Source organism: Tardiphaga sp. (assembly GCF_028290495.1).
Taxonomy (GTDB): Bacteria; Pseudomonadota; Alphaproteobacteria; order Rhizobiales; family Xanthobacteraceae; genus Tardiphaga.
In genome coordinates this window covers 36,482-55,575 of sequence record NZ_JAQGJT010000051.1, presented here as the reverse complement: position 1 = coordinate 55,575, position 19,094 = coordinate 36,482, and the positions used below count along the sequence as shown (strand labels likewise).

At 64.2% G+C, this 19,094-nt stretch carries 19 protein-coding genes; 13 read left to right on the top strand and 6 right to left on the bottom strand.

Features of this window, described 5'->3' with window-relative positions; all coding sequences use genetic code 11:
* Window positions 1-947 (bottom strand): GTP-binding protein (locus tag JWQ24_RS09925; RefSeq protein ID WP_299807133.1); only part of this gene is annotated, 947 nt, incomplete at its 3' end.
* Window positions 948-1,430: 483 nt separating this feature from the next.
* Window positions 1,431-2,759, bottom strand: a complete 1,329-nt coding sequence (locus tag JWQ24_RS09920) for a TAXI family TRAP transporter solute-binding subunit (RefSeq protein ID WP_299807141.1) — start codon at window positions 2,757-2,759, stop codon at window positions 1,431-1,433.
* A 267-nt stretch (window positions 2,760-3,026) separates the two neighbouring features.
* Between JWQ24_RS09920 and JWQ24_RS09915 the strand changes: the two genes are divergently transcribed.
* From JWQ24_RS09915 to JWQ24_RS09905, 3 genes are all read left to right on the top strand, one after another.
* Window positions 3,027-3,332 carry a 4a-hydroxytetrahydrobiopterin dehydratase gene (locus tag JWQ24_RS09915; protein WP_299807131.1) on the top strand — a complete coding sequence of 102 codons (306 nt, stop codon included), beginning with the start codon at window positions 3,027-3,029 and terminating at the stop codon, window positions 3,330-3,332.
* Window positions 3,333-3,417: 85 nt separating this feature from the next.
* The gene (locus JWQ24_RS09910) at window positions 3,418-3,801 is read left to right on the top strand and encodes a YkvA family protein (protein ID WP_299807129.1); all 384 of its coding nucleotides are present in this window, start codon (window positions 3,418-3,420) and stop codon (window positions 3,799-3,801) included.
* Window positions 3,802-3,906: 105 nt separating this feature from the next.
* Window positions 3,907-4,311: a host attachment protein gene (locus JWQ24_RS09905; protein WP_299807127.1), complete on the top strand. Its 405-nt coding sequence runs from the start codon at window positions 3,907-3,909 to the stop codon at window positions 4,309-4,311.
* Window positions 4,312-4,481: 170 nt separating this feature from the next.
* Here JWQ24_RS09905 and JWQ24_RS09900 read toward each other — a convergent pair whose 3' ends face one another.
* The gene (locus JWQ24_RS09900) at window positions 4,482-5,456 is read right to left on the bottom strand and encodes an NADPH:quinone oxidoreductase family protein (protein ID WP_299807125.1); all 975 of its coding nucleotides are present in this window, start codon (window positions 5,454-5,456) and stop codon (window positions 4,482-4,484) included.
* 230 nt (window positions 5,457-5,686) lie between these two features.
* Here JWQ24_RS09900 and JWQ24_RS09895 point away from each other — a divergent pair, with 230 nt between their 5' ends.
* The 5 genes from JWQ24_RS09895 (at window position 5,687) to argG (ending at window position 10,529) form a co-directional block, all read left to right on the top strand.
* The gene (locus JWQ24_RS09895; protein ID WP_299807123.1) at window positions 5,687-6,271 is read left to right on the top strand and encodes an invasion associated locus B family protein; all 585 of its coding nucleotides are present in this window, start codon (window positions 5,687-5,689) and stop codon (window positions 6,269-6,271) included.
* 111 nt (window positions 6,272-6,382) lie between these two features.
* A complete protein-coding gene (rlmN, locus tag JWQ24_RS09890) occupies window positions 6,383-7,627 on the top strand; it encodes a 23S rRNA (adenine(2503)-C(2))-methyltransferase RlmN (RefSeq protein WP_299807121.1) in 1,245 nt (414 codons plus the stop codon).
* 191 nt (window positions 7,628-7,818) lie between these two features.
* A complete protein-coding gene (locus JWQ24_RS09885) occupies window positions 7,819-8,292 on the top strand; it encodes a hypothetical protein (protein ID WP_299807119.1) in 474 nt (157 codons plus the stop codon).
* Window positions 8,289-9,062 carry a phosphatase PAP2 family protein gene (locus tag JWQ24_RS09880; protein ID WP_299807117.1) on the top strand — a complete coding sequence of 258 codons (774 nt, stop codon included), beginning with the start codon at window positions 8,289-8,291 and terminating at the stop codon, window positions 9,060-9,062. Before JWQ24_RS09885 ends, JWQ24_RS09880 begins: the two co-directional genes overlap by 4 nt.
* 129 nt (window positions 9,063-9,191) lie before the next feature.
* Window positions 9,192-10,529 (top strand): argininosuccinate synthase, encoded by a 1,338-nt coding sequence (argG, locus tag JWQ24_RS09875; protein ID WP_299807115.1) that lies wholly within the window; start codon window positions 9,192-9,194, stop codon window positions 10,527-10,529.
* A 110-nt stretch (window positions 10,530-10,639) separates the two neighbouring features.
* Here argG and JWQ24_RS09870 read toward each other — a convergent pair whose 3' ends face one another.
* Window positions 10,640-11,191, bottom strand: a complete 552-nt coding sequence (locus JWQ24_RS09870; protein WP_299807113.1) for an SH3 domain-containing protein — start codon at window positions 11,189-11,191, stop codon at window positions 10,640-10,642.
* Window positions 11,192-11,416: 225 nt separating this feature from the next.
* Here JWQ24_RS09870 and JWQ24_RS09865 point away from each other — a divergent pair, with 225 nt between their 5' ends.
* On the top strand, window positions 11,417-12,418 hold the full coding sequence (locus JWQ24_RS09865; protein ID WP_299807111.1) for a D-glycerate dehydrogenase: 1,002 nt from the start codon (window positions 11,417-11,419) through the stop codon (window positions 12,416-12,418).
* Between the two features lie 5 nt (window positions 12,419-12,423).
* Here the strand turns inward: JWQ24_RS09865 and JWQ24_RS09860 are convergent, their stop codons facing one another.
* Window positions 12,424-13,362, bottom strand: a complete 939-nt coding sequence (locus JWQ24_RS09860; RefSeq protein ID WP_299807109.1) for a LysR family transcriptional regulator — start codon at window positions 13,360-13,362, stop codon at window positions 12,424-12,426.
* 120 nt (window positions 13,363-13,482) lie between these two features.
* On the opposite strand from JWQ24_RS09860, the gene JWQ24_RS09855 reads away from it, so the two are divergent.
* Window positions 13,483-14,487: an aldo/keto reductase gene (locus tag JWQ24_RS09855; RefSeq protein WP_299807107.1), complete on the top strand. Its 1,005-nt coding sequence runs from the start codon at window positions 13,483-13,485 to the stop codon at window positions 14,485-14,487.
* Window positions 14,488-14,554: 67 nt separating this feature from the next.
* Here JWQ24_RS09855 and moeB read toward each other — a convergent pair whose 3' ends face one another.
* Complete coding sequence (moeB, locus tag JWQ24_RS09850) at window positions 14,555-15,355, bottom strand: molybdopterin-synthase adenylyltransferase MoeB (RefSeq protein ID WP_299807105.1); 801 nt, start codon at window positions 15,353-15,355, stop codon at window positions 14,555-14,557.
* Between the two features lie 228 nt (window positions 15,356-15,583).
* Here moeB and JWQ24_RS09845 point away from each other — a divergent pair, with 228 nt between their 5' ends.
* Genes JWQ24_RS09845 through JWQ24_RS09835 form a run of 3 tightly spaced genes read left to right on the top strand, consistent with a single transcriptional unit; the run spans window position 15,584 to window position 19,046 of the window.
* On the top strand, window positions 15,584-16,945 hold the full coding sequence (locus JWQ24_RS09845; RefSeq protein ID WP_299807103.1) for a serine protease: 1,362 nt from the start codon (window positions 15,584-15,586) through the stop codon (window positions 16,943-16,945).
* 48 nt (window positions 16,946-16,993) lie between these two features.
* Window positions 16,994-18,043 (top strand): magnesium/cobalt transporter CorA, encoded by a 1,050-nt coding sequence (corA, locus tag JWQ24_RS09840; RefSeq protein WP_299807101.1) that lies wholly within the window; start codon window positions 16,994-16,996, stop codon window positions 18,041-18,043.
* Window positions 18,012-19,046, top strand: a complete 1,035-nt coding sequence (locus tag JWQ24_RS09835; protein WP_366521426.1) for an MBL fold metallo-hydrolase — start codon at window positions 18,012-18,014, stop codon at window positions 19,044-19,046. The genes corA and JWQ24_RS09835 overlap by 32 nt, the downstream gene beginning before the upstream one ends.
* Window positions 19,047-19,094: the final 48 nt, after the last annotated feature.

Sequence of the window (19,094 nt, the reverse complement as noted above, 5' to 3'; positions counted from 1 at the left end):
GGCGAGTTGTTGACGATGAAGGACATCGACACGGTCGGCGGATCGATCGCCTGGGCCTGGATCGGAATCTCGACCGAGGGATCGCAGAACGTATCGGCCACGGTGCCCGTGGGCAGGCCGGCGATGGCGACGATGTCACCGGCTTCGGCGAGCTCGACCGGCTGACGCTCGAGGCCGCGGAAGGCCAGGATCTTGGTGATGCGGCCGGTTTCAACGGTCTTGCCGTCGCGCGACAGCACCTTGACCGCCTGGTTCGGACGAACCGAGCCGGACGAAATGCGGCCGGTGATGATGCGGCCGAGATAGGGGTTGGCTTCCAGGATCGTGCCGAGCATGCGGAACGGGCCTTCTTCGACCACGGGCGGCGGCACGTGCTTGATGACGAGATCGAACAGCGGCTTCATGCCGACGTCATGCGACGCATCCGGGCTGTCGGCCATCCAGCCGTTGCGGCCGGACCCGTACAGGATCGGGAAATCGAGCTGGTCGTCGGTGGCATCGAGCGCTGCGAACAGGTCGAACACTTCGTTGACGACTTCGGTGATGCGGGCGTCCTGACGATCAACCTTGTTGATCGCGACGATCGGGCGAAGGCCGAGCTTGAGCGCCTTGCCGACCACAAACTTGGTCTGCGGCATCGGGCCTTCAGCGGCATCGACGAGCACGATCACACCGTCGACCATCGACAGGATGCGTTCGACTTCGCCACCGAAATCGGCGTGGCCGGGGGTGTCGACGATGTTGATCTGGGTGTCTTCCCAATGCACCGAGGTGCACTTGGCGAGAATGGTGATGCCGCGCTCTTTTTCGATGTCGTTCGAATCCATCGCGCGCTCAACCTGACGCTGGTTGTCGCGGTAGGTGCCGGACTGCTGCAGCAGCTTGTCGACGAGCGTGGTCTTGCCGTGGTCAACGTGGGCGATGATAGCAATGTTGCGAAGGTTCATAGGTCTTCTTCTGGTTTTACGGTCTGGGTGCCCGGAGCGGTTCAACAAGGCAAGTTCGACAAAAGGCCTCAAGCCTCACGCGCCAGCGCGTCGTCGGTTCTGCCTCGTCTGAAAACGCGCTGGGGCAATCCCTCCAAAAGCAAACCCGGCCAATGGCCGGGTACTCGGACGCGTTGCGGCGCAATATAGTCAAAACGCGCCGGAAAACAAGCAAATCCGGCTTCACGTCCGCGTATTTTCGAGCCCTCAACCGTCGACAATATCGCCAGATCGGCCCGATTCGGGTGAGTCAGGGCCATTTGCCCGCCTTGGCCGTCGAATCCGGCGCATCCAAGGGTCCTGGCGAGGCGCTGACGGCAGATGCAGGCCGCGCCGAACGCGTTAATTTGACCTCGAATGACGCCGATGGCGAGGACGCGGAGGTATCGGAGAAAGCCGCCACACGGGAAATGCGGGCGCGTGCCGCAAATTTTCCGGCTGCGATCACACGATCTGCACCCGGTTCTGCCGAACAGGCTCGGGCAGGACCATGCCGATGAGCGCCTTGCGATCGGCGACGGCGTTGTGAAACTGCTCGAGCGCAATGTTGAAGGCGGTCAGCGTTCCATCCTCGATGGCGCCATACTCGAAGCAGTTTAGCGTCGCGCGCAGGATGTCGTCGGCCTCGGCCTGCATGCCGTCGAGTTCTTCCAGCGAATTGCTGTTGCGCGCCACCGCCAGCATGTCGAGCAGGCGGTCGCGCTGCGAGGTGTTGTTGTTGCGCTCGTCGCGCTTCATGAAGCTGGCGAACCAGGCGCCGGCCGAACCAACAGCGGAAAGCCCCATCAGGCTCCACCAGATGTAATCGCTGTAGCGATCGAGGAATGTCTTTTCCTCGCCGTCAACATAGGCCGCCGCGCCCGGATGCACGGGGACCACGGCGTCCTTGTCGGTGTCCGGCGTCTCGATCTTCGCTGCCAGAGGAAAATCGGTGATGAGTTGCTGGCGGACCGCGAACAGTTGCCGCGTGAACGCCGCCACCGTGGTGTCGGAGAGGCTCTGGCGGGCCACGATGTGGTGCGAGAAGCCGATGGTCTTGACGTCGTCGTCCGGCCGCGCGGGCGAACCGCCGAACACGCCGGCGGGAATTTCCGACGCTTCGTACATCGGGAAATTCTGCGCGATGGCTTCAGCCGCGTCTATCGCCAGGAAAGTCGGCGCGCCGTCGCGCGACGAAGCGGTGATGGCGTCGCTGGTGATCTTGCTGTTGACCGGACCCGCGGCAAGGAAGGCATCGACCTTCTGATCCTTCGCGGCCTCGGCCACCTCGGTGGTCGAGAACTGAACCGTGGTGACCTTTTCGGGATCGACGCCGTATTGCCGAAGCACGATGTTGAGCAGGTTGATATTGGCGGGGGTCTTGCCGATGACGCCGATCGTGCGGCCGGCCAATTGCGCGACCCTGGTGATCTTGGGTCCGCTCTTCTTGCCTTTGACAGGCCCCGGCAACCACAACACGACGACATTCTTGCGCAACGTGGCGACGGCGCGGGCGTTCTTCGGCACGTCGAGGTCGCCACGGATAATGGCGAGATCGGCGTAGCCGTCCGCGAGCGCCTTGGCGCTGGCGCTGGCGCTGTCGGTCACGATCGGGCGCAGCCGCACGCGGGTGTGATCGCGCGAGAATGCCTGCACCAGTGCCTGCACCACCTTGGCGTCGTCGCTGTTATACGGGCCGACGGCGATCCGCAGCGGCACCGGCTTCATCGCGAAATAATAACCGCTGGCCACGGTAGCAACGATAGCCAGCATGCCGGCCAGCACCACCAACATCATCCTTCGGCGGCGGACCGTGCGCGGCGATGCCGGATCGACCGGCCCGATCACGTCGGGGCCGTCCACGATCGATCTGGAAAACAATCGCTTCAGGCTCAAGGTCAATCCACCGTGGGGTTCATTGTCAGTATAACCGTTTGCGGCCGCCATGCCGACGATACCGCGTGGGAACTATCCTGCACGGGCTTTGCTGCCTTATTGTGGCACGGATCCGAACCGCGTCACCGGGCGTTGAGGTCAAGTTGCGGTGAGCAGGAGAATGACATGGCAGAACGATTGACGGCTGCGGCCCGCACGACGGCGCTGCAGGAATTGAGCGGCTGGAGCGATGTCAGCGGCCGCGACGCCATCGCCAGGACTTTCAGCTTCAGGGATTTCAACGAGGCGTTCGGCTTCATGGCGCGGGTCGCTCTGGTCGCCGAAAAACGCGACCACCATCCGGAATGGCGCAATGTTTACAAGACAGTGGAGGTGGTGCTGACGACTCACGACGCCGGAGGCGTAACCGCGCTGGATATTGATCTGGCGAAGGCGATGAACCGGATCGCCGCACCGTTCGAGGGATCGTAACAGCCCCCGCGCTTGCGGCATCGGGACGGAGTCACCAAATTCACCTGGCATTGCCGCGCAGCGCGGCAAGCGATGGGGCAACGCAATGGCTTCCGAACACAGCGTGGGTTTCGAGCCGGCCGACCGGCTGGCGCAGGACCAGGAAAGCGTTCGCCGAAGGTTCTGGCACAAGCTGAAGCGGCTGGCGGTGAAGCTGCCGTTCGCCGAGGATTTGCTGGCGGCGTATTACTGCGCCTTCGACCGGCAGACGCCGCGCCATGTCCAGGCCGCCTTGCTCGGCGCGATCGCTTATTTCATCCTGCCGTTCGACTTCGTACCGGACATGCTGCCGATTCTCGGCTTCACTGACGATGCCGCGATACTCGCCACAGCGCTGCGCATGGTGGCGACCCACATCACACCGGAGCACCGCGAAGCCGCGCGCGCAGCGATGGCGCGGGGTTTGGACAAAGGCGACGTGAAGGCTTGATTTACCGCAACGCGCGCTGCGGAACTTCCGGGTAACTGATCGATTGGTGCGGAGAGCCGTTTGAGCGATCTCGCTCGCGGCCGTCATCCATCACAGGAAATCCAAATGATCCTTCCCACGGATACCATCGTTGCCGTTGCCGATGGTGAAAAGCTCAGCCTGTTCCGCAACATCGGAACCGAAACCGAAATGAGCCTGAAGGCAGCGCCGGAGCCTGCGATCGACGCCGACGCCAAGGGGACCAGCGCCGGCCATCACAGCAGCGCCGCCAATCCCGATGATAGCCAGGTGGCCGAAGACGGCTTCGCCAAGGGCATCACGGAAATGCTGAACCAGCAGGTTCTGACCGGCGGCGTCCCCCATGTCCTCGTCATCGCCGCGCCGCGAACACTCGGCGAGATGCGCAAGCACTACCACAAGAAGCTGGAAGACGTTCTGCTAGGCGAGATCGCGAAAGACCTCACGGGCCATGCGATCGCCGATATCGAGAAAACGATTCTGGCGGCATAAGCTTCGACGACTTGCAGTCGCGGTGACACGCGACTGCCGCATCGGTTTCGGTTGTCATCACCCGCGGAAGCGGGTGAACCAGTACACGCGGTCTGAGTGTACTGGTTCACCCGGTCAAGCCGGGCGATGACAGCGAAGCTTGAAGTAGCTACAGCGCACCCAACGCCGGGCTACGGCTTCAAGATTACCTTGCCCATTGCCTTGCGGCCGCCGAGCACCTTCAAGGCTTCCGCGGTCTGCGCCAGCGGGAAGGTGCGATCGACATGCGAGGAAATCTTGCCTTCGGCCGCCCAGCTCACCAGCTTCTGCAGATTGGCGCGGTTCTTCGCCGGGTTCTTCTTCGCCCACGCGCCCCAGAATACACCGCGAATGTCGCAGCCTTTCAGCAGCGCCAGATTGAGCGGCATTTTCGGAATATCGCCGGCGGCAAAACCGATCACCAGGAAGCGGCCTTCCCAGGCGATCGCGCGCAACGCGGCTTCGGCATAGGTTCCACCAACCGGATCGAAGATGATGTTGGCGCCCTCGCCCGCGGTCAGCCGCTTCAGGCCTTCCTTGAGATCTTCGGTCGCGTAGTTCAGGCCGAGTTCCGCGCCGTGCTGCTTGGCGAACTCGATCTTCTCATCCGACGACGCACAGGCAATCACCTTCAGCCCCATCAGCGCACCGAGCTCGCAGGCCGCAAGGCCCGTGCCGCCGGCCGCGCCGAGCACGGCCAGCGTTTCGCCGGGCTTTGGGCTGGCGCGATCTTCCAGCGCATGCAGCGCGGTTCCGTAGGTGATGATGCAGCCTGCGGCGCGGTCGAAATCAAGATTGTCGGGGATCTTCACCACGGATGCCGCGGGAACCGCGATCTTCTCGCGCGCGCCGTTATGGCCGACCGAAGCCACCACGCGGTCGCCGACACGCAGATCGGTGACGCCGTCGCCGACGCTCTCGATCACACCAGCAACTTCGGCAGCCGGCGAGAACGGGAACGGCGGCTTGATCTGATACTTGCCCTGGATCATCAGGATGTCGAAGAAATTCAGCGCCGCGGATTTGATCGCGATCACCACCTGGCCTTCGGCCGCGACGGGATCAGCGATATCGGCGAGCACGAGATCGTCGGGTTCGCAAAACTGCGAGCAGAGGATAGCCTTCATCGATATCTGACCTTCTGATTGAGACAGTTGATTTCTTCTTGCCGGATTTGCGGGCGCGCGACAATCTGATTCAGTGGGCGACGGTCGCGGCTGCTTTCCAAGCCGGGCTTTCCCGGTTAAGTCAGGCCCGTGACGGCGCGGATTCGAGCCAGCTTTCGGGCCATCTTGCAGTCACAATAATAGAGGATCGAGACTTCATGTCCGTGCGAAAAATCCTGACAGTTGTGTCGATGAGTGTGGCATTTTGCGCGGCTACTGGCCTCGCACAAGCGCAGACGGCTTCGTCAAAAAGTGCCAAATCCGCGGCCAAGCAGACGCCTGCCAAGCCGAGCGCGGCCCCTGCCGCTGCAGCCGGCGGTGGAAATGCCGAGCCGACCTTGATCGGCCAGTTCGGCACCTGGGGCGCCTATACCGCGACCCCGAACGGCAAGAAGGTCTGCTTCGCGCTGGCCAAGCCGTCGTCGTCAAAGACCACGCCGGCCGGCCGGCCGCGTGACCCGGCCTACGCCTTCATCTCGACCCGCCCGGCGGAGAAGGTGACCAACGAAGTCTCGATCATGATCGGCTATCCGCTGAAGCCCGGCTCGGAATCGTCGCTGGAAGTCGGCGGCGCGCGCTATGCGATGTACACGCAAGGCGACGGGCTGTGGATCAAGAATGCCGCCGAGGAAGAGCGCATGGTTGAAGCCCTGCGCAAGGCCGCCGATGTCACCGTCAAGGGTACCTCGGCCAAGGGAACCGAGACCTCGGACACCTTCGCGCTGAAGGGTCTGGCCCAGGCGCTGGACCGTCTGGCGCAAGATTGCCGCCGCTAATTCGGCCGCCAGACACCGCCGCCGTTAATATTGCCGCATTTAGCGCCTTTTCAGGGGGCGCCGGAAAGCCTATTTGAGGCTGACATTTCCGCGACATCACAGATCGACGCCATGACCCCTGTTTCAACCGAGGCCGGTTCCATCGACGCCCATGCGCATGCGCTGCCCCCGGCAGACGCGCCATTGGAGAAGACGGCGCTGGAAACCTACGTTCCGCTCGCCAAGCCTTCCCTGATCGGACTGTCGCGCAATGAGATCGCCGAGCAGCTCGGCGGGATCGGCGTGGCCGCGGCCCAGCGCAAGATGCGCAGCCAGCAGCTTTGGCACTGGATGTATGTCCGCGGCGCCCGCGAATTCTCCGAGATGTCGAGCATCTCCAAAGACATGCGCGCCGAGCTGGAAAAGCATTTCACGGTCGCACGGCCCGAGGTGGTGGCCGAGCAGATCTCCAATGACGGCACCCGCAAGTGGCTGCTGCGGCTGCCGAGCGGCACCGCGGGCGAGAAAGCCCACGAGGTCGAGTGCGTCTACATTCCCGAGACCGACCGCGGCACGCTCTGCGTCTCCAGCCAGGTCGGCTGCACACTGACCTGCTCGTTCTGCCATACCGGCACCCAGCGGCTGGTGCGCAATCTGACGCCCGGCGAGATCGTCGGCCAGATCATGGTCGCCCGCGACCGCCTCAACGATTGGGCGGACCGAGATACCGCTAACGGCAACCGCCTCGTCACCAATGTGGTGATGATGGGCATGGGCGAGCCGCTTTATAATTTCGAGGCGGTGCGCGATGCGCTGCTGATCGTGTCCGACAATGAAGGCATCGGCATCTCGCGCCGTCGCATCACGCTGTCGACCTCCGGCGTGGTGCCGAACATCAAGCGCACCGGCGAAGAGATCGGCGTGATGCTGGCGATCTCGCTGCACGCAGTGCGCGATGAACTGCGCAACGAACTGGTGCCGATCAACAAGAAATATCCGCTGGCCGAACTGCTGCAAGCCTGTCGCGACTATCCCGGCGCCTCGAACGCACGCCGCATCACGTTTGAGTATGTGATGCTGCGCGGCGTCAACGATTCGCTCGAGGACGCCAAGCTGCTGGTGAAGATGCTGAAGGGCATCCATGCCAAGATCAACCTGATCCCGTTCAACCCGTGGCCCGGCACGCGCTATGAGTGCTCGGACTGGGACCAGATCGAGAAATTCTCCGAATACGTCTTCAACGCCGGCTATTCCTCGCCGGTACGCACCCCGCGCGGCCGCGACATTCTCGCTGCCTGCGGCCAGTTGAAGTCCGAAACCGAGAAGCTCACCGCCCGCGAGCGCCAGGCGCTGCGCGCAATGGCGATGACGGACTGATGCGTTCGCTACGTTCTCAACCGTCATTGCGAGGTCAAGGAAAGTTGGCTTGCCAACTTTCCCCTTAGCGAAGCGACGCGGCAATCCAGAGAGCCGCGAACTCCGCCAGAACTGGATTGCTTCGTCGCAAGGGCTCCTCGCAATGACGGGGAGAGGCCGGTGAAGTCATCACGAGCGAAGAGAATTTCTCGATGTCCCTGATCGGCCGCCTGTTCGTCGTCTTCTTTGCGTTCTGCGTCGCGTGTTTGATCGCCGGCGCGATCGTGGTGGTGGCGATCCTGTTTCCGGAGATCAGCGCGATCGATGTCGCCGGCATCGATCCCAATGCCATCAACGTGATCCTCGGGTTCGGCTTCATCTTCGTCAGCGGCTTTGCGCTGCTGCCCGCCATCATCGTGGTGGCCATTACCGAGACGTTCTCGATTCGCAGCGTGCTGGCCTATGCGCTGGGCGGCGCCGCGGTGGGACTGGCCTGCTACCTCGGTCTGGTGCCGTTCGATACCGATGCCATGCGCTTCGACGGCATCGTGCGCCGCCACCTTGAAGTGGTGACCGGCGCCGGCATCGTCGGCGGCTTGATCTACTGGATGATCGCCGGCCGCAATGCCGGCCGCTGGCGCGAGTCTTTTCATCGCCCGCCCGCTCCGCTAAACCGCGCACCATGAACCGGACCGGACTTTATATCGCGATCGCGCTTTGCCTCGTCGTCGGATTGACCTTCGGGCTGTATCCCGAACTCGATCTCAAGCTCGCAGCGCTGTTTTACGACGCCGCCAGCAAAACCTTCCCGATCAAGGACGGCGCGCTGGCGATGTTCGCGCGCGATGCGGCGATGTGGATCTGCTGGGCCTTCGTGCTGCCGTCGATTGCGGCCCTCATCATCAAGCTGATCTGGCCGAACCGGCCGCTGCTGATCTCCGCCAATACCATCGCATTCCTGCTGATCACCATCACGCTCGCTGCCGGCATCCTGACCAACCTGACTTTCAAGACCCATTGGGGCCGGCCGCGGCCGGTGATGGTCACGGAATTCAGCGGCCCCTGGCAGTTCAAGGCGTGGTGGGACCCGACCGGCCAGTGCGGCCGCAACTGCTCGTTCTTTTCCGGCGAGGGCGCCACCGCGTTCTGGACCTTCGCCCCGGCCGCGCTGACGCCGCCGGCCGTCCGCCCACTCGCTTATGCCGGTGCCTTCGTGTTCGGATCGCTGACGAGTGCCCTGCGGATGGCGTTCGGCGGGCATTTCTTCACCGACGTGGCGATCGCCGGGCTGGTGACGTTCCTGGTGATCTGGCTGGTGCACGGCTGGATTTACCGATGGCCGGCGACGCGCAAGACCGACGCCGAGGCCGAAGCCCGCCTGACGCGCTTCGCGTGGCCCGGCTATCGCTGGCGTCGCAAGCTGTTCGGCCGCGACGTCGGACCAGCCCCGGTCTGACCTTGCACCGAGGTCGGTTCTGCCTATAGTCCCGCAATCCCGTCAAACAGCCCCTGAACCGGTACCCGTCCCCGCGAAGCTTGATGGGCGCGCACCCCATGCAACCGAAATTGCCCGATTGGACGTTCGATGACTACGATCTTGAAGAACCTGCCCCAAGGAAAGAACGTCGGCATCGCTTTCTCCGGCGGGCTTGATACCAGTGCGGCGCTGCTTTGGATGAAGCAGAAAGGCGCCCGCGTGTTTGCCTACACCGCCAACCTGGGGCAGCCTGACGAAGCCGACTACGAAGAGATTCCGCGCAAGGCCATGGAATTCGGCGCCGAGAAAGCGCGCCTCGTCGATTGCCGCACGCAACTGGTTCACGAAGGCATCGCCGCCATTCAATCGGGCGCCTTCCACGTCTCGACCGGCGGCATCGCGTACTTCAACACCACGCCCCTCGGGCGCGCCGTGACCGGCACGATGCTGGTCTCGGCCATGAAGGAGGACGGCGTCAATATCTGGGGCGATGGCTCGACCTATAAAGGCAACGATATCGAGCGGTTCTACCGCTACGGGCTGCTGACCAATCCGGACTTGCAGATCTACAAGCCCTGGCTCGATCAGCTATTCATCGACGAACTGGGCGGCCGCTCGGAAATGTCGGCGTTCATGACCGCCCACGGCTTCGCCTACAAGATGTCAGCCGAAAAGGCCTATTCGACCGACAGCAATATCCTCGGCGCCACGCATGAGGCCAAGGATCTCGAACACCTCGACAGCGGTATCAAGATCGTCAATCCCATCATGGGCGTCCCGTTCTGGCGGGACGATTGTGTCGTCAAGGCCGAGAAGGTCGTCGTGCGGTTTGTCGAGGGGCGGCCGGTTGCGCTGAACGGTCAGACCTTCGCCGATCCTGTCGCGTTGTTCCTCGAGGCCAACGCCATCGGCGGCCGGCATGGCCTTGGCATGAGCGACCAGATCGAGAACCGGATTATCGAGGCCAAGAGCCGTGGCATCTACGAAGCGCCGGGCATGGCGATGCTTCACATCGCCTACGAACGTCTCGTCACCGGCATCCACAACGAAGACACCATCGAGCAATACCGCATCAGCGGCATGCGGCTTGGGCGGTTGCTCTACCAGGGGCGCTGGTTCGATTCCCAGGCCTTGATGCTGCGCGAAACTGCGCAGCGTTGGGTGGCTCGCGCCATCACCGGCGAGGTGACGCTCGAACTGCGCCGGGGCAACGACTACTCGATCCTCAACACCGAGAGCCCCAACCTGACCTATAAGCCGGAGCGGTTGAGCATGGAGAAGGTTGAGGATGCGCCGTTTACGCCAGCAGACCGGATCGGCCAGCTGACCATGCGCAACCTCGACATCATCGACACCCGCGCCAAGCTGGATCTCTACGCGTCGGCAGGCTTGCTGTCCGCCGGGCAGGGCTCCAACATCCCCAAACTTGACAACGACAAGAGCTGAACCGCGCGGTTTGGTGTAGAAGCGATGTCGTCCCGGACCAGCGAGCGTTAGCGAGCGCTCGCCAGGGCTCGCTTGGGCCGGGACGACGGGCTGAGGGTGCTGTGCCCCCCTCAATCCACCTTCTCGTCGGCGTACACGCCCCACAGCCGCTGCTGTTCGATCCAGCCATCGAAGCCGGGGCCGATGACGCGACACCAGTTCTTGCTGCAACGCTTGACCTGCGCCACCACGCCGGCCTGCAGCTTCGCGGCCACCGCGCTGGCGGGATCCGGGCTGTCATAGATCGAAGCAAGATCTTCCTTGTTCTTCATCGTCACCACCGCAGTGCGGCGGCCGGACAACAGCGAGTGGTAGACCCACCCCTCGGCGCCTTCGGAATCGCGCACGCGGCGCCAGTTCTCGTATTCGGCGGTGATCTCCACCGGCAGCCCGCTCTTGGTGTAGACCCAGGCGACGTCGTTATCCTTTGTCGGGCCGGCGCGAACGTTCACATGGTCTGACTTCAGGCTGACATAGCGCGGCACCGGCAGCCCGCTGCCGCCGACCGGCACGTTGCCGGTGCCATCCTTGCTGGCATCACGCGCCGCCGACCCCGGCTCGACCGACACGCCGAGCAACGCACTTGCGAGCAACGCCGCACCCACCACACGCCTGAACGCCATTCGCCAACCCCAACCAATTCAAGTCGCGTCGTCTCATCCACTCCCGCTGGGTTCTTGTTTTGGCTTGGTCTTCTGCTAGAGAGGATCAAAGCCCAAGATGAAGCCCGGGACGCCGAAGAGCATCCGGGAACCCGAGGAAACGGTGAGATCGCGCGATCGCGGCAGTTTCGATCAACCGGGTTAATGCGGACTGAACGGGCAGGCCAAAGCGCGAGTGAGCAGCACATGTCGGTCAAGAAAAAACCTCTCGTCGTTGTCACCCGCAAGTTGCCGGACAGCATCGAAACGCGCATGCGCGAGCTGTTCGACGCTCGTATCAACCTTGACGACACACCGCTGACCACCGAACAGCTCGCCGAGGCGATCCGCACCGCCGACGTGCTGGTGCCGACCGTGACCGACGAGATCACCAAGGAACTGCTCGACCAGCCCGACTGCAAGGTGAAGCTGATCGCCAACTTCGGCAACGGCGTCGACAACATCGACGTCACCGCGGCGCAGGCGCGCGGCATCACCGTCACCAACACGCCGAAGGTGCTGACCGAGGACACCGCCGACATGACGATGGGCCTGATCCTCGCCGTGCCGCGGCGGCTGATCGAGGGCGCCTCCATCCTCACCGACGGCAAGGACTGGCCGGGCTGGTCGCCGACCTGGATGCTGGGCCGCAGGCTCGGCGGCAAGCGCCTGGGAATCATCGGCATGGGCCGCATCGGCCAGGCCGTGGCGCGCCGCGCCCGCGCCTTCGGGTTGCAGATCCACTACCACAACCGCAAGCCGGTCGCCCCGGTGATTGCCGAGGAACTGGGCGCGACCTATTGGGATTCGCTCGACCAGATGCTGGCGCGGATGGACATCATTTCGGTGAACTGCCCGCACACGCCGGCCACGTTCCATCTGCTGTCAGCGCGACGCCTCAAGCTGATCCGCAAGGACGCCTATATCGTCAACACCGCGCGCGGCGAGGTGATCGACGAGGAAACGCTGACCAGACTGATCGAGAGCGGCGACATCGCCGGCGCCGGCCTCGACGTGTTCGAGCACGAACCGGCGGTGAACCCGAAGCTGGTGCGGCTGGCCCGGGCCGGCAAGGTGGTGCTGCTGCCGCATATGGGCTCGGCGACCATCGAAGGCCGCGTCGAGATGGGCGAGAAGGTCATCATCAACATCCGCACCTTCCTCGACAACCACAAGCCACCGGACCGCGTGCTGCCGGGAATGTTGTAAGTTCGTTACCGGCCCCCTCCAGGGCCGGGTGAAGAAACAGCGCTACGCCTTCCCTTCCGCCACTCCGCGACAAATCCCACGAACGCCGCCAGCGCCGGCGGCGGCTGCCTTCGGCTGGGGTAATACAGATACGGTCCGGGAAACGGCGGCAGCCAGTCCTCGAGCACGCTGACCAGCGTCCCCGCCGCGACGGCGTCGCGGACATAGCCTTCAAAGATGGCGTAGAAGCCGAGGCCATCGCTGGCCGCCTTGATCCCGAGATGCGGATAGTTGGCCGTCAGCCGGCCCTTCGGGGATACCATCACGACCCGGCCATCCTTCTCGAATTCCCAGTCCGGCATCGCGCCGGAGTCGAAACGGGTTCGGATGCTGGCGTGCTGCAGCAGATCCTGCGGGACATTGGGCCGGCCATGCTGCGCAATATATTGCGGCGACGCCACGATCGCGAAGCGCTCCGGCTGGCCGAGCGAGACAGCGATCATGTCCTGCGCCAGATGCTCGCCATAACGCACACCAGCGTCGAAGCCGGCATCGACAATGTCGATAAACGCCGTCTGCATGACGATATCGAGCTCGATCTGCGGGTATTTCGCCAGAAACGGCGCCAGCATGGGCGCTATCACCAAATCGATGGCCGGGCCCGGGGCGTTGATCCGCAGCCGGCCGGACGGGACATCGCTCATGCTGCGCACTTGTTGCAGTGCAGCATCTACGTCGGACATCGCCGGCCCGACCTGCGCCAGCAGCAGCTCGCCGGCTTCGGTCAGCGCTACGCTGCGGGTGGTGCGGTTCATCAACCGGACGCCGAGCCGCTCCTCCATGTCGCGCAGCCGCTGGCTCAGGCTGGACACCGAAACACCCTGCTCGATCGCGGCGCGGCGGAAATTCCGCGTCCGGGCCACGGCGATGAAGGCGGCGAGATCGCGAAGATCGAGGTCACTCATTGTTCGCCAGTGTGAACAAGGCTTTCAGTATTGTCCAGCTTATCACGCCAATGGCCCCGGTGCATATCAGAGCCACCGGCGGCAGGAGTGGTCCTGCCGCCTACGCCAAAGGAGAACACCATGGACACTCGCCCCCTCGGTAAAACCGGTCCCGCCGTATCCGTCTTCGGTCTCGGCTGCATGGGCATGTCGGATTTCTACGGCCCGGCCGACCGCGACGAAAGCATCGCGACGATCCACGCCGCGCTCGACGCCGGCATCACGCTGCTCGACACCGGCGACTTCTACGGCTCCGGTCACAACGAAATTCTGATCAACGAGGCACTGCGCGGCCGCAACCGCGACAACGTGCAGCTATCCGTCAAATTCGGCGCTCTGCGCGATCCCGCGCTAGGCTTCCTCGGCATCGACAACCGCCCCGCGGCGCTGAAGAGCGCGCTGGCCTATTCGCTGGTGCGGCTCGGCGTCGAGACGATCGACATCTATCGTCCGGCGCGGCTCGATCCCGCAGTGCCGATCGAGGACACCATCGGCGCGCTCAGCGAGATGGTGAAGGCCGGCTATATCAAGCATATCGGCCTGTCCGAAGTCGGCGCTGACACCATCCGCCGGGCCCACAAGGTGCACCCGATCGTCGATCTGCAGATCGAATATTCGCTGATTTCACGCGGCATCGAGGACGACATCCTGCCGACCTGCCGCGAACTCGGCATCGGCATCACCGCCTATGGCGTGCTGTCGCGCGGGCTGATCAGCGGCCACTGGACCAAGGGCGGCACCGGCGCGCGGGATTTCCGCAATCTGAGCCCGCGCTTCCAGGACGGCAACATCGACCAGAACCTCGCGCTGGTGGAGAAGCTGCGCGACATTGCCTCCGAGATCGACGCTTCCGTCGCGCAGGTCGCGATCGCCTGGGTGGCGGCGCAGGGCAGCGACATCGTGCCGCTGGTCGGCGCCCGCCGCCGCGACCGCCTCACCGAAGCCCTCGGCACGCTGGAGGTGAAGCTATCGCCCGCGCATCTCGCCGCCCTGGCGAAAGCGATCCCGGCCGACGCCGCGGCCGGCGGGCGCTATCCGGAAGAGCACCTCGCGCATCTGGACAGCGAGAAGAGAAAGAACGCGTAAGCACGGATCTGTATCCGGACGCGGAGCAGCACGCTTGTGCTGCTCCGCGGATCCGGGGAACGAGAACTCAGCGATGTCCGCTCAAATCCACAATCGTCGGCGCATCGCCGTTCAGCGGATTGGCCGGATCCCTCGCGTAGCGCAGCGTCTCGAACCGCATCGCGCGCGCATCGATCATCAGGAGTCGCCCCACCAGACCCTCGCCAAAGCCGGTGATCTCGCGGATCGCCTCCAGCGCCATCATCGAGCCGAGCACGCCGGCCAGCGCGCCCATCACGCCGGCTTCCTGGCAACTCGGCACGGTACCGGGCGGCGGCGCATCGGGGAACAGGCAGCGATAGGTCGGATTCAACACGCCGGAGGCGTTTTTCTCATGCGCGCGGATCGTGGTCAGCGAGCCATCAAAAGTACCAAGCGCCGCGGAGATCAGCGGCTTGTTCGCCAGATAGCAGGCGTCCGATACCAGATAGCGCGTCGCAAAATTATCCGAGCCGTCGAGAATGAGGTCATAGGACGACAGCAGCTCCATCGCATTCGTGGCATCGAGACGGACGCCATAGCCGATGAAATTGACATGCGGATTGAGCGCATGGATCTTCGCCGCCGCGCTGTCGACCTTGCGCGCGCCTACGTCCGGCGTGGTGTGGATAATCTGACGCTGCAGGTTGGACAGCGACACCTGATCGTCATCGACCACGCCGAGCGTGCCGACGCCGGCCGCGGCCAGATACATCAGCACCGGCGCGCCGAGCCCGCCGGCGCCGATCACCAGCACCTTCGCCTGACGCAAGGCGGCCTGGCCCTGGCCGCCGATCTCGCGCAGCACGATGTGGCGGGCGTAGCGTTCCAGTTCGTCTGCGCTCAGCATGATGTGGTCTTCCTGTTATTCGTCACCGGCCTCACCCCGTCATTGCGAGGAGCCCTTGCGACGCGGCAATCCAGAAGCCACAAGCTCGGCAAGAACTGGATTGCTTCGTCGCAAGGGCTCCTCGCAATGACGGCCGTGGGCACTGCGCCCTTGAACCCACACCCCGCTGTTGCCGACCCACCAGATGTGCTTCATTTGGCCGACGTCAATCGCTACCCGGGACATGTCATGAGATCGTGGCTTACGGCAACATGGATGATCGCGGCGGCCACCGCCGCGCAGGCGCAGATGACGCCGCCGGCCGCGCCGGTGAAGCCGAAGCCGGTGGCTACCGTCCCGATCCGCCCGGCACTGCAGACCCCTGCCGACACCGCCAATGCGATGGCGCAGGCCGAGCGGCTGGCGATCCAGTCGGACCTCGCCTGGGCCGGCGAATATAACGGCGCCATCAATGGCGAGGTCTCGGAACGCATGGTCGCCGCCATCAAGACGTTCCAGAAAAACAACGGCGCCAGGCAGACCGGCGTGCTGAACCCGCAGGAGCGCGGCATCCTCACTGCGGCTGCGAAGAAGCTGCAGGACAATGTCGGCTGGAAAGTCGTCACCGACATGGTGACCGGCGCCCGGCTCGGCATTCCCACCAAACTGGTGCCGCAGCAGTCAAGCGATGCCGGTGGCAGCAAATGGAGTTCGTCGACCGGCACGATCCAGATCCAGCTGTCGCGCCGCAAGGAGGCCGCGCCGTCCACGGCGAAACTCGCCGAGCAGGAGAAGAAGGAGCCGCCCGGTCGCCGCATCGACTACAGCGTGGTGAAGCCGGATTTCTTCGTGCTGTCGGGCATGCAGGGACTGAAGAAGTTTTACGTCCGCGGCCAGTTCAGGGATGCCGAGGTCCGCATCCTCACCATCCTCTACGATCAGGCTACCGAAGGCACGATGGAGCCGGTGGTGATCGCGATGTCGTCAGCGTTCAACCCGTTCCCGTCCGGCGCGCAGGCGATCGGCCCGCCGCCGCGCAAGAAGGTCGAGTATGCCTCCGGCATCGTCGTCAGCGGCGACGGCGCGATCGTCACCGACCGCGGGGCGGTCGATGGCTGCCTCTCCCTTGTCGTTGCCGGTTACGGCCAGGCGGACATGGCCGCCGCGGACAAGGTGCGTGACCTCGCGCTGCTGCGCATCTACGGCGCGCAGGGGCTGAAGCCGCTGGCACTCGGCGGCAATGCTGCGCCAAGGCCGGCACTCGACGTGATCGGCATTGCCGATCCGCAGAACCAGGGCGGCGCCGCCGCCGTGAGCAGCGTCAAGGCGGCGAGCACGCCGGTCGGCACATCCGGCGAGTTCGCCCTGTCGCCGGCGCCCGGTATCGGCTTCTCCGGAGCGGCGGCGATCGATAGCGACGGCGCGTTTGCCGGCGTGGCACAATTGAAGCCGCTGATCGTGGCCGGCCCAGCGAACGGCGTCGCCATGCAGGCCGCATTGGTGCCGGCAGAGGTCGTGCGCGCCTTCCTGAAAGACAACGGCGTGGTTGCGAATGCGACCTCGCGTGATACCAAGGCCGCGATGGTGCGCGTGATCTGCGTACGGAAGTAAATCTCGCGTCACGCGCCGTCGCGCAACTTTTCGACGGCCGGCGCGCCCATGACTACAGGCGCCACTGTGCGCATCGAACCGGAGTGTCTCGTGCACGGCAGCAAGTTACCGGAGCCGTTCTCCCATGAAGCCGGCGTTGTCGCCTCCAGCGTTTACGCCGGCGGGCATCGCGTCGCCGATATTCCGGTCGAGGAAGCGAAAGCGTGGTCCGGCAAGCCCGGCCATGTGGTGTGGATCGGCCTGCTTGAGCCCAGTACCGAGCTTCTTGAGCGCGTCCGCGCCCAGTTCGACCTGCATCCCCTCGCCATCGAGGACGCCGGCAAGGCGCACCAGCATCCCAAGGTCGAGCAATATGGCGAATCGCTGTTCGTCGTCGCCCGCACCGCGCAGTTGAACGACGGCGTCATCGCGTTTGGTGAAACCCATATCTTTGTCGGCCGCGGCTATGTGGTTTCGGTGCGCCACGGCGCCTCCACCTCTTACGCCGCGGTCCGCGCGCGGTGCGAGGCCTGCCCGACAGTGCTGACCAACGGCGAAGACTACATTCTCTATGCGATCCTGGATTTCATCGTCGACAACTACCAGCCGGTCATCGACGTGATCCAGGCCGAGGTCGAGCAGCTCGAGGATCGCGTGCTTCGGCAGACGCTGCATCGATCGGAATTCGAGCGGCTCTACAAGTTGCGTCGCGAACTGCTGAAGTTGCGCCGCGCGGTGGCACCACTGGTCGATGTGTGCCACCGGCTGGAGCACTCCGCCGTGCTGCCGATCGACGCCGAGATGCGACCGCTGTTTCGCGACGTACTCGATCACGTCAAGCGCGCGCAGGAGGACATCGATTCCCTGCGCGAGGTGCTGGCCTTCGCCTTCGAGGCCAGCTTGATGTCCGGCCAGTCGCAACAGAACGAGATCACAAGGCGGCTGGCGGCCTGGGCGGGAATTCTCGCGGTGCCGACTGCGGTCGCCGGCATCTACGGCATGAACTTCGACCACATGCCCGAACTGAAATGGGCCTACGGCTATTACATGGTGCTAGGTGGCATCGCCGCAATATGCGGGTTTATGTATCTGCGGTTCCGGCGCAACGGCTGGCTGTGAGCGAGCGACAGGAAGTGTTTCCCGCATGACTCGATATCACGGCCCGGTCTCCGATCATTTCGACGGCAAGACGTTTTTCGACCCCGACGGCGCGCCGCCGAAATCCCTGGGCGAGGTGCTGCGCTGGCAATTCGGCGGTGGTCGCAACCGGCATACATGGCCGGACTGGGTCGAGAACACGCATACCGACATTCCGCCGTCTGTCGTCGATAGCGGCGCGCGGCTGTCGTTCGTCGGCCATGCCAGCTGGCTGATCCAGAGCGCCGGGCAGAACATCCTGATCGATCCGGTGTGGTCGGACCGCGCCTCGCCGCTTGCCTTCGCCGGACCGAAGCGGCACAACGCGCCGGGCATCGCGTTCGACAAGCTGCCTCGCATCGATACCGTGCTGGTGTCGCATGGCCATTACGACCATCTCGACCTCACCACGCTGTCGCGACTCGCCGTGACGTTCAATCCGCGCGTGATCACGCCGCTCGGCAACGACCTCACCATGCACAGCGCGGACCCCGCGATCCGGGCCGAGGCGTTCGACTGGTACGACCGCGTCGAACTCGGCGGCGGGCTGGCGGTGACGCTGGTGCCGACGCGGCACTGGTCCGCGCGCGGCATGTTCGACCGCAACGAGGCATTGTGGGCAAGCTTCGTGCTGGAGACGCCGGCCGGCAAGCTCTACGTCGTCTGCGATTCCGGCTATGGCGACGGCGTCCACTTCCGCCGCGTCCGCGACGCGCACGGTCCCCTGCGCCTGGCGATCCTGCCGATCGGCGCCTATGAACCGCGCTGGTTCATGAAGGATCAGCACATGAACCCGAGCGACGCCGTGAAGGCTTTCGCCGATTGCGGCGCGCCACAGGCCCTGGCGCATCACCACGCCACGTTCCAGCTCACCGACGAGGCGATGGATGCGCCGGCGAAGGCATTGGACGTAGCACTCGATGCGGCGGGCGTTTCGCGGGAAATGTTCGTCGCGCTAAAGCCCGGGCAGGTTTTTGAAATCTAGCTCTGGCCTCTCCACGTCATGGCCGGGCTTGTCCCGGCCATCCACGAT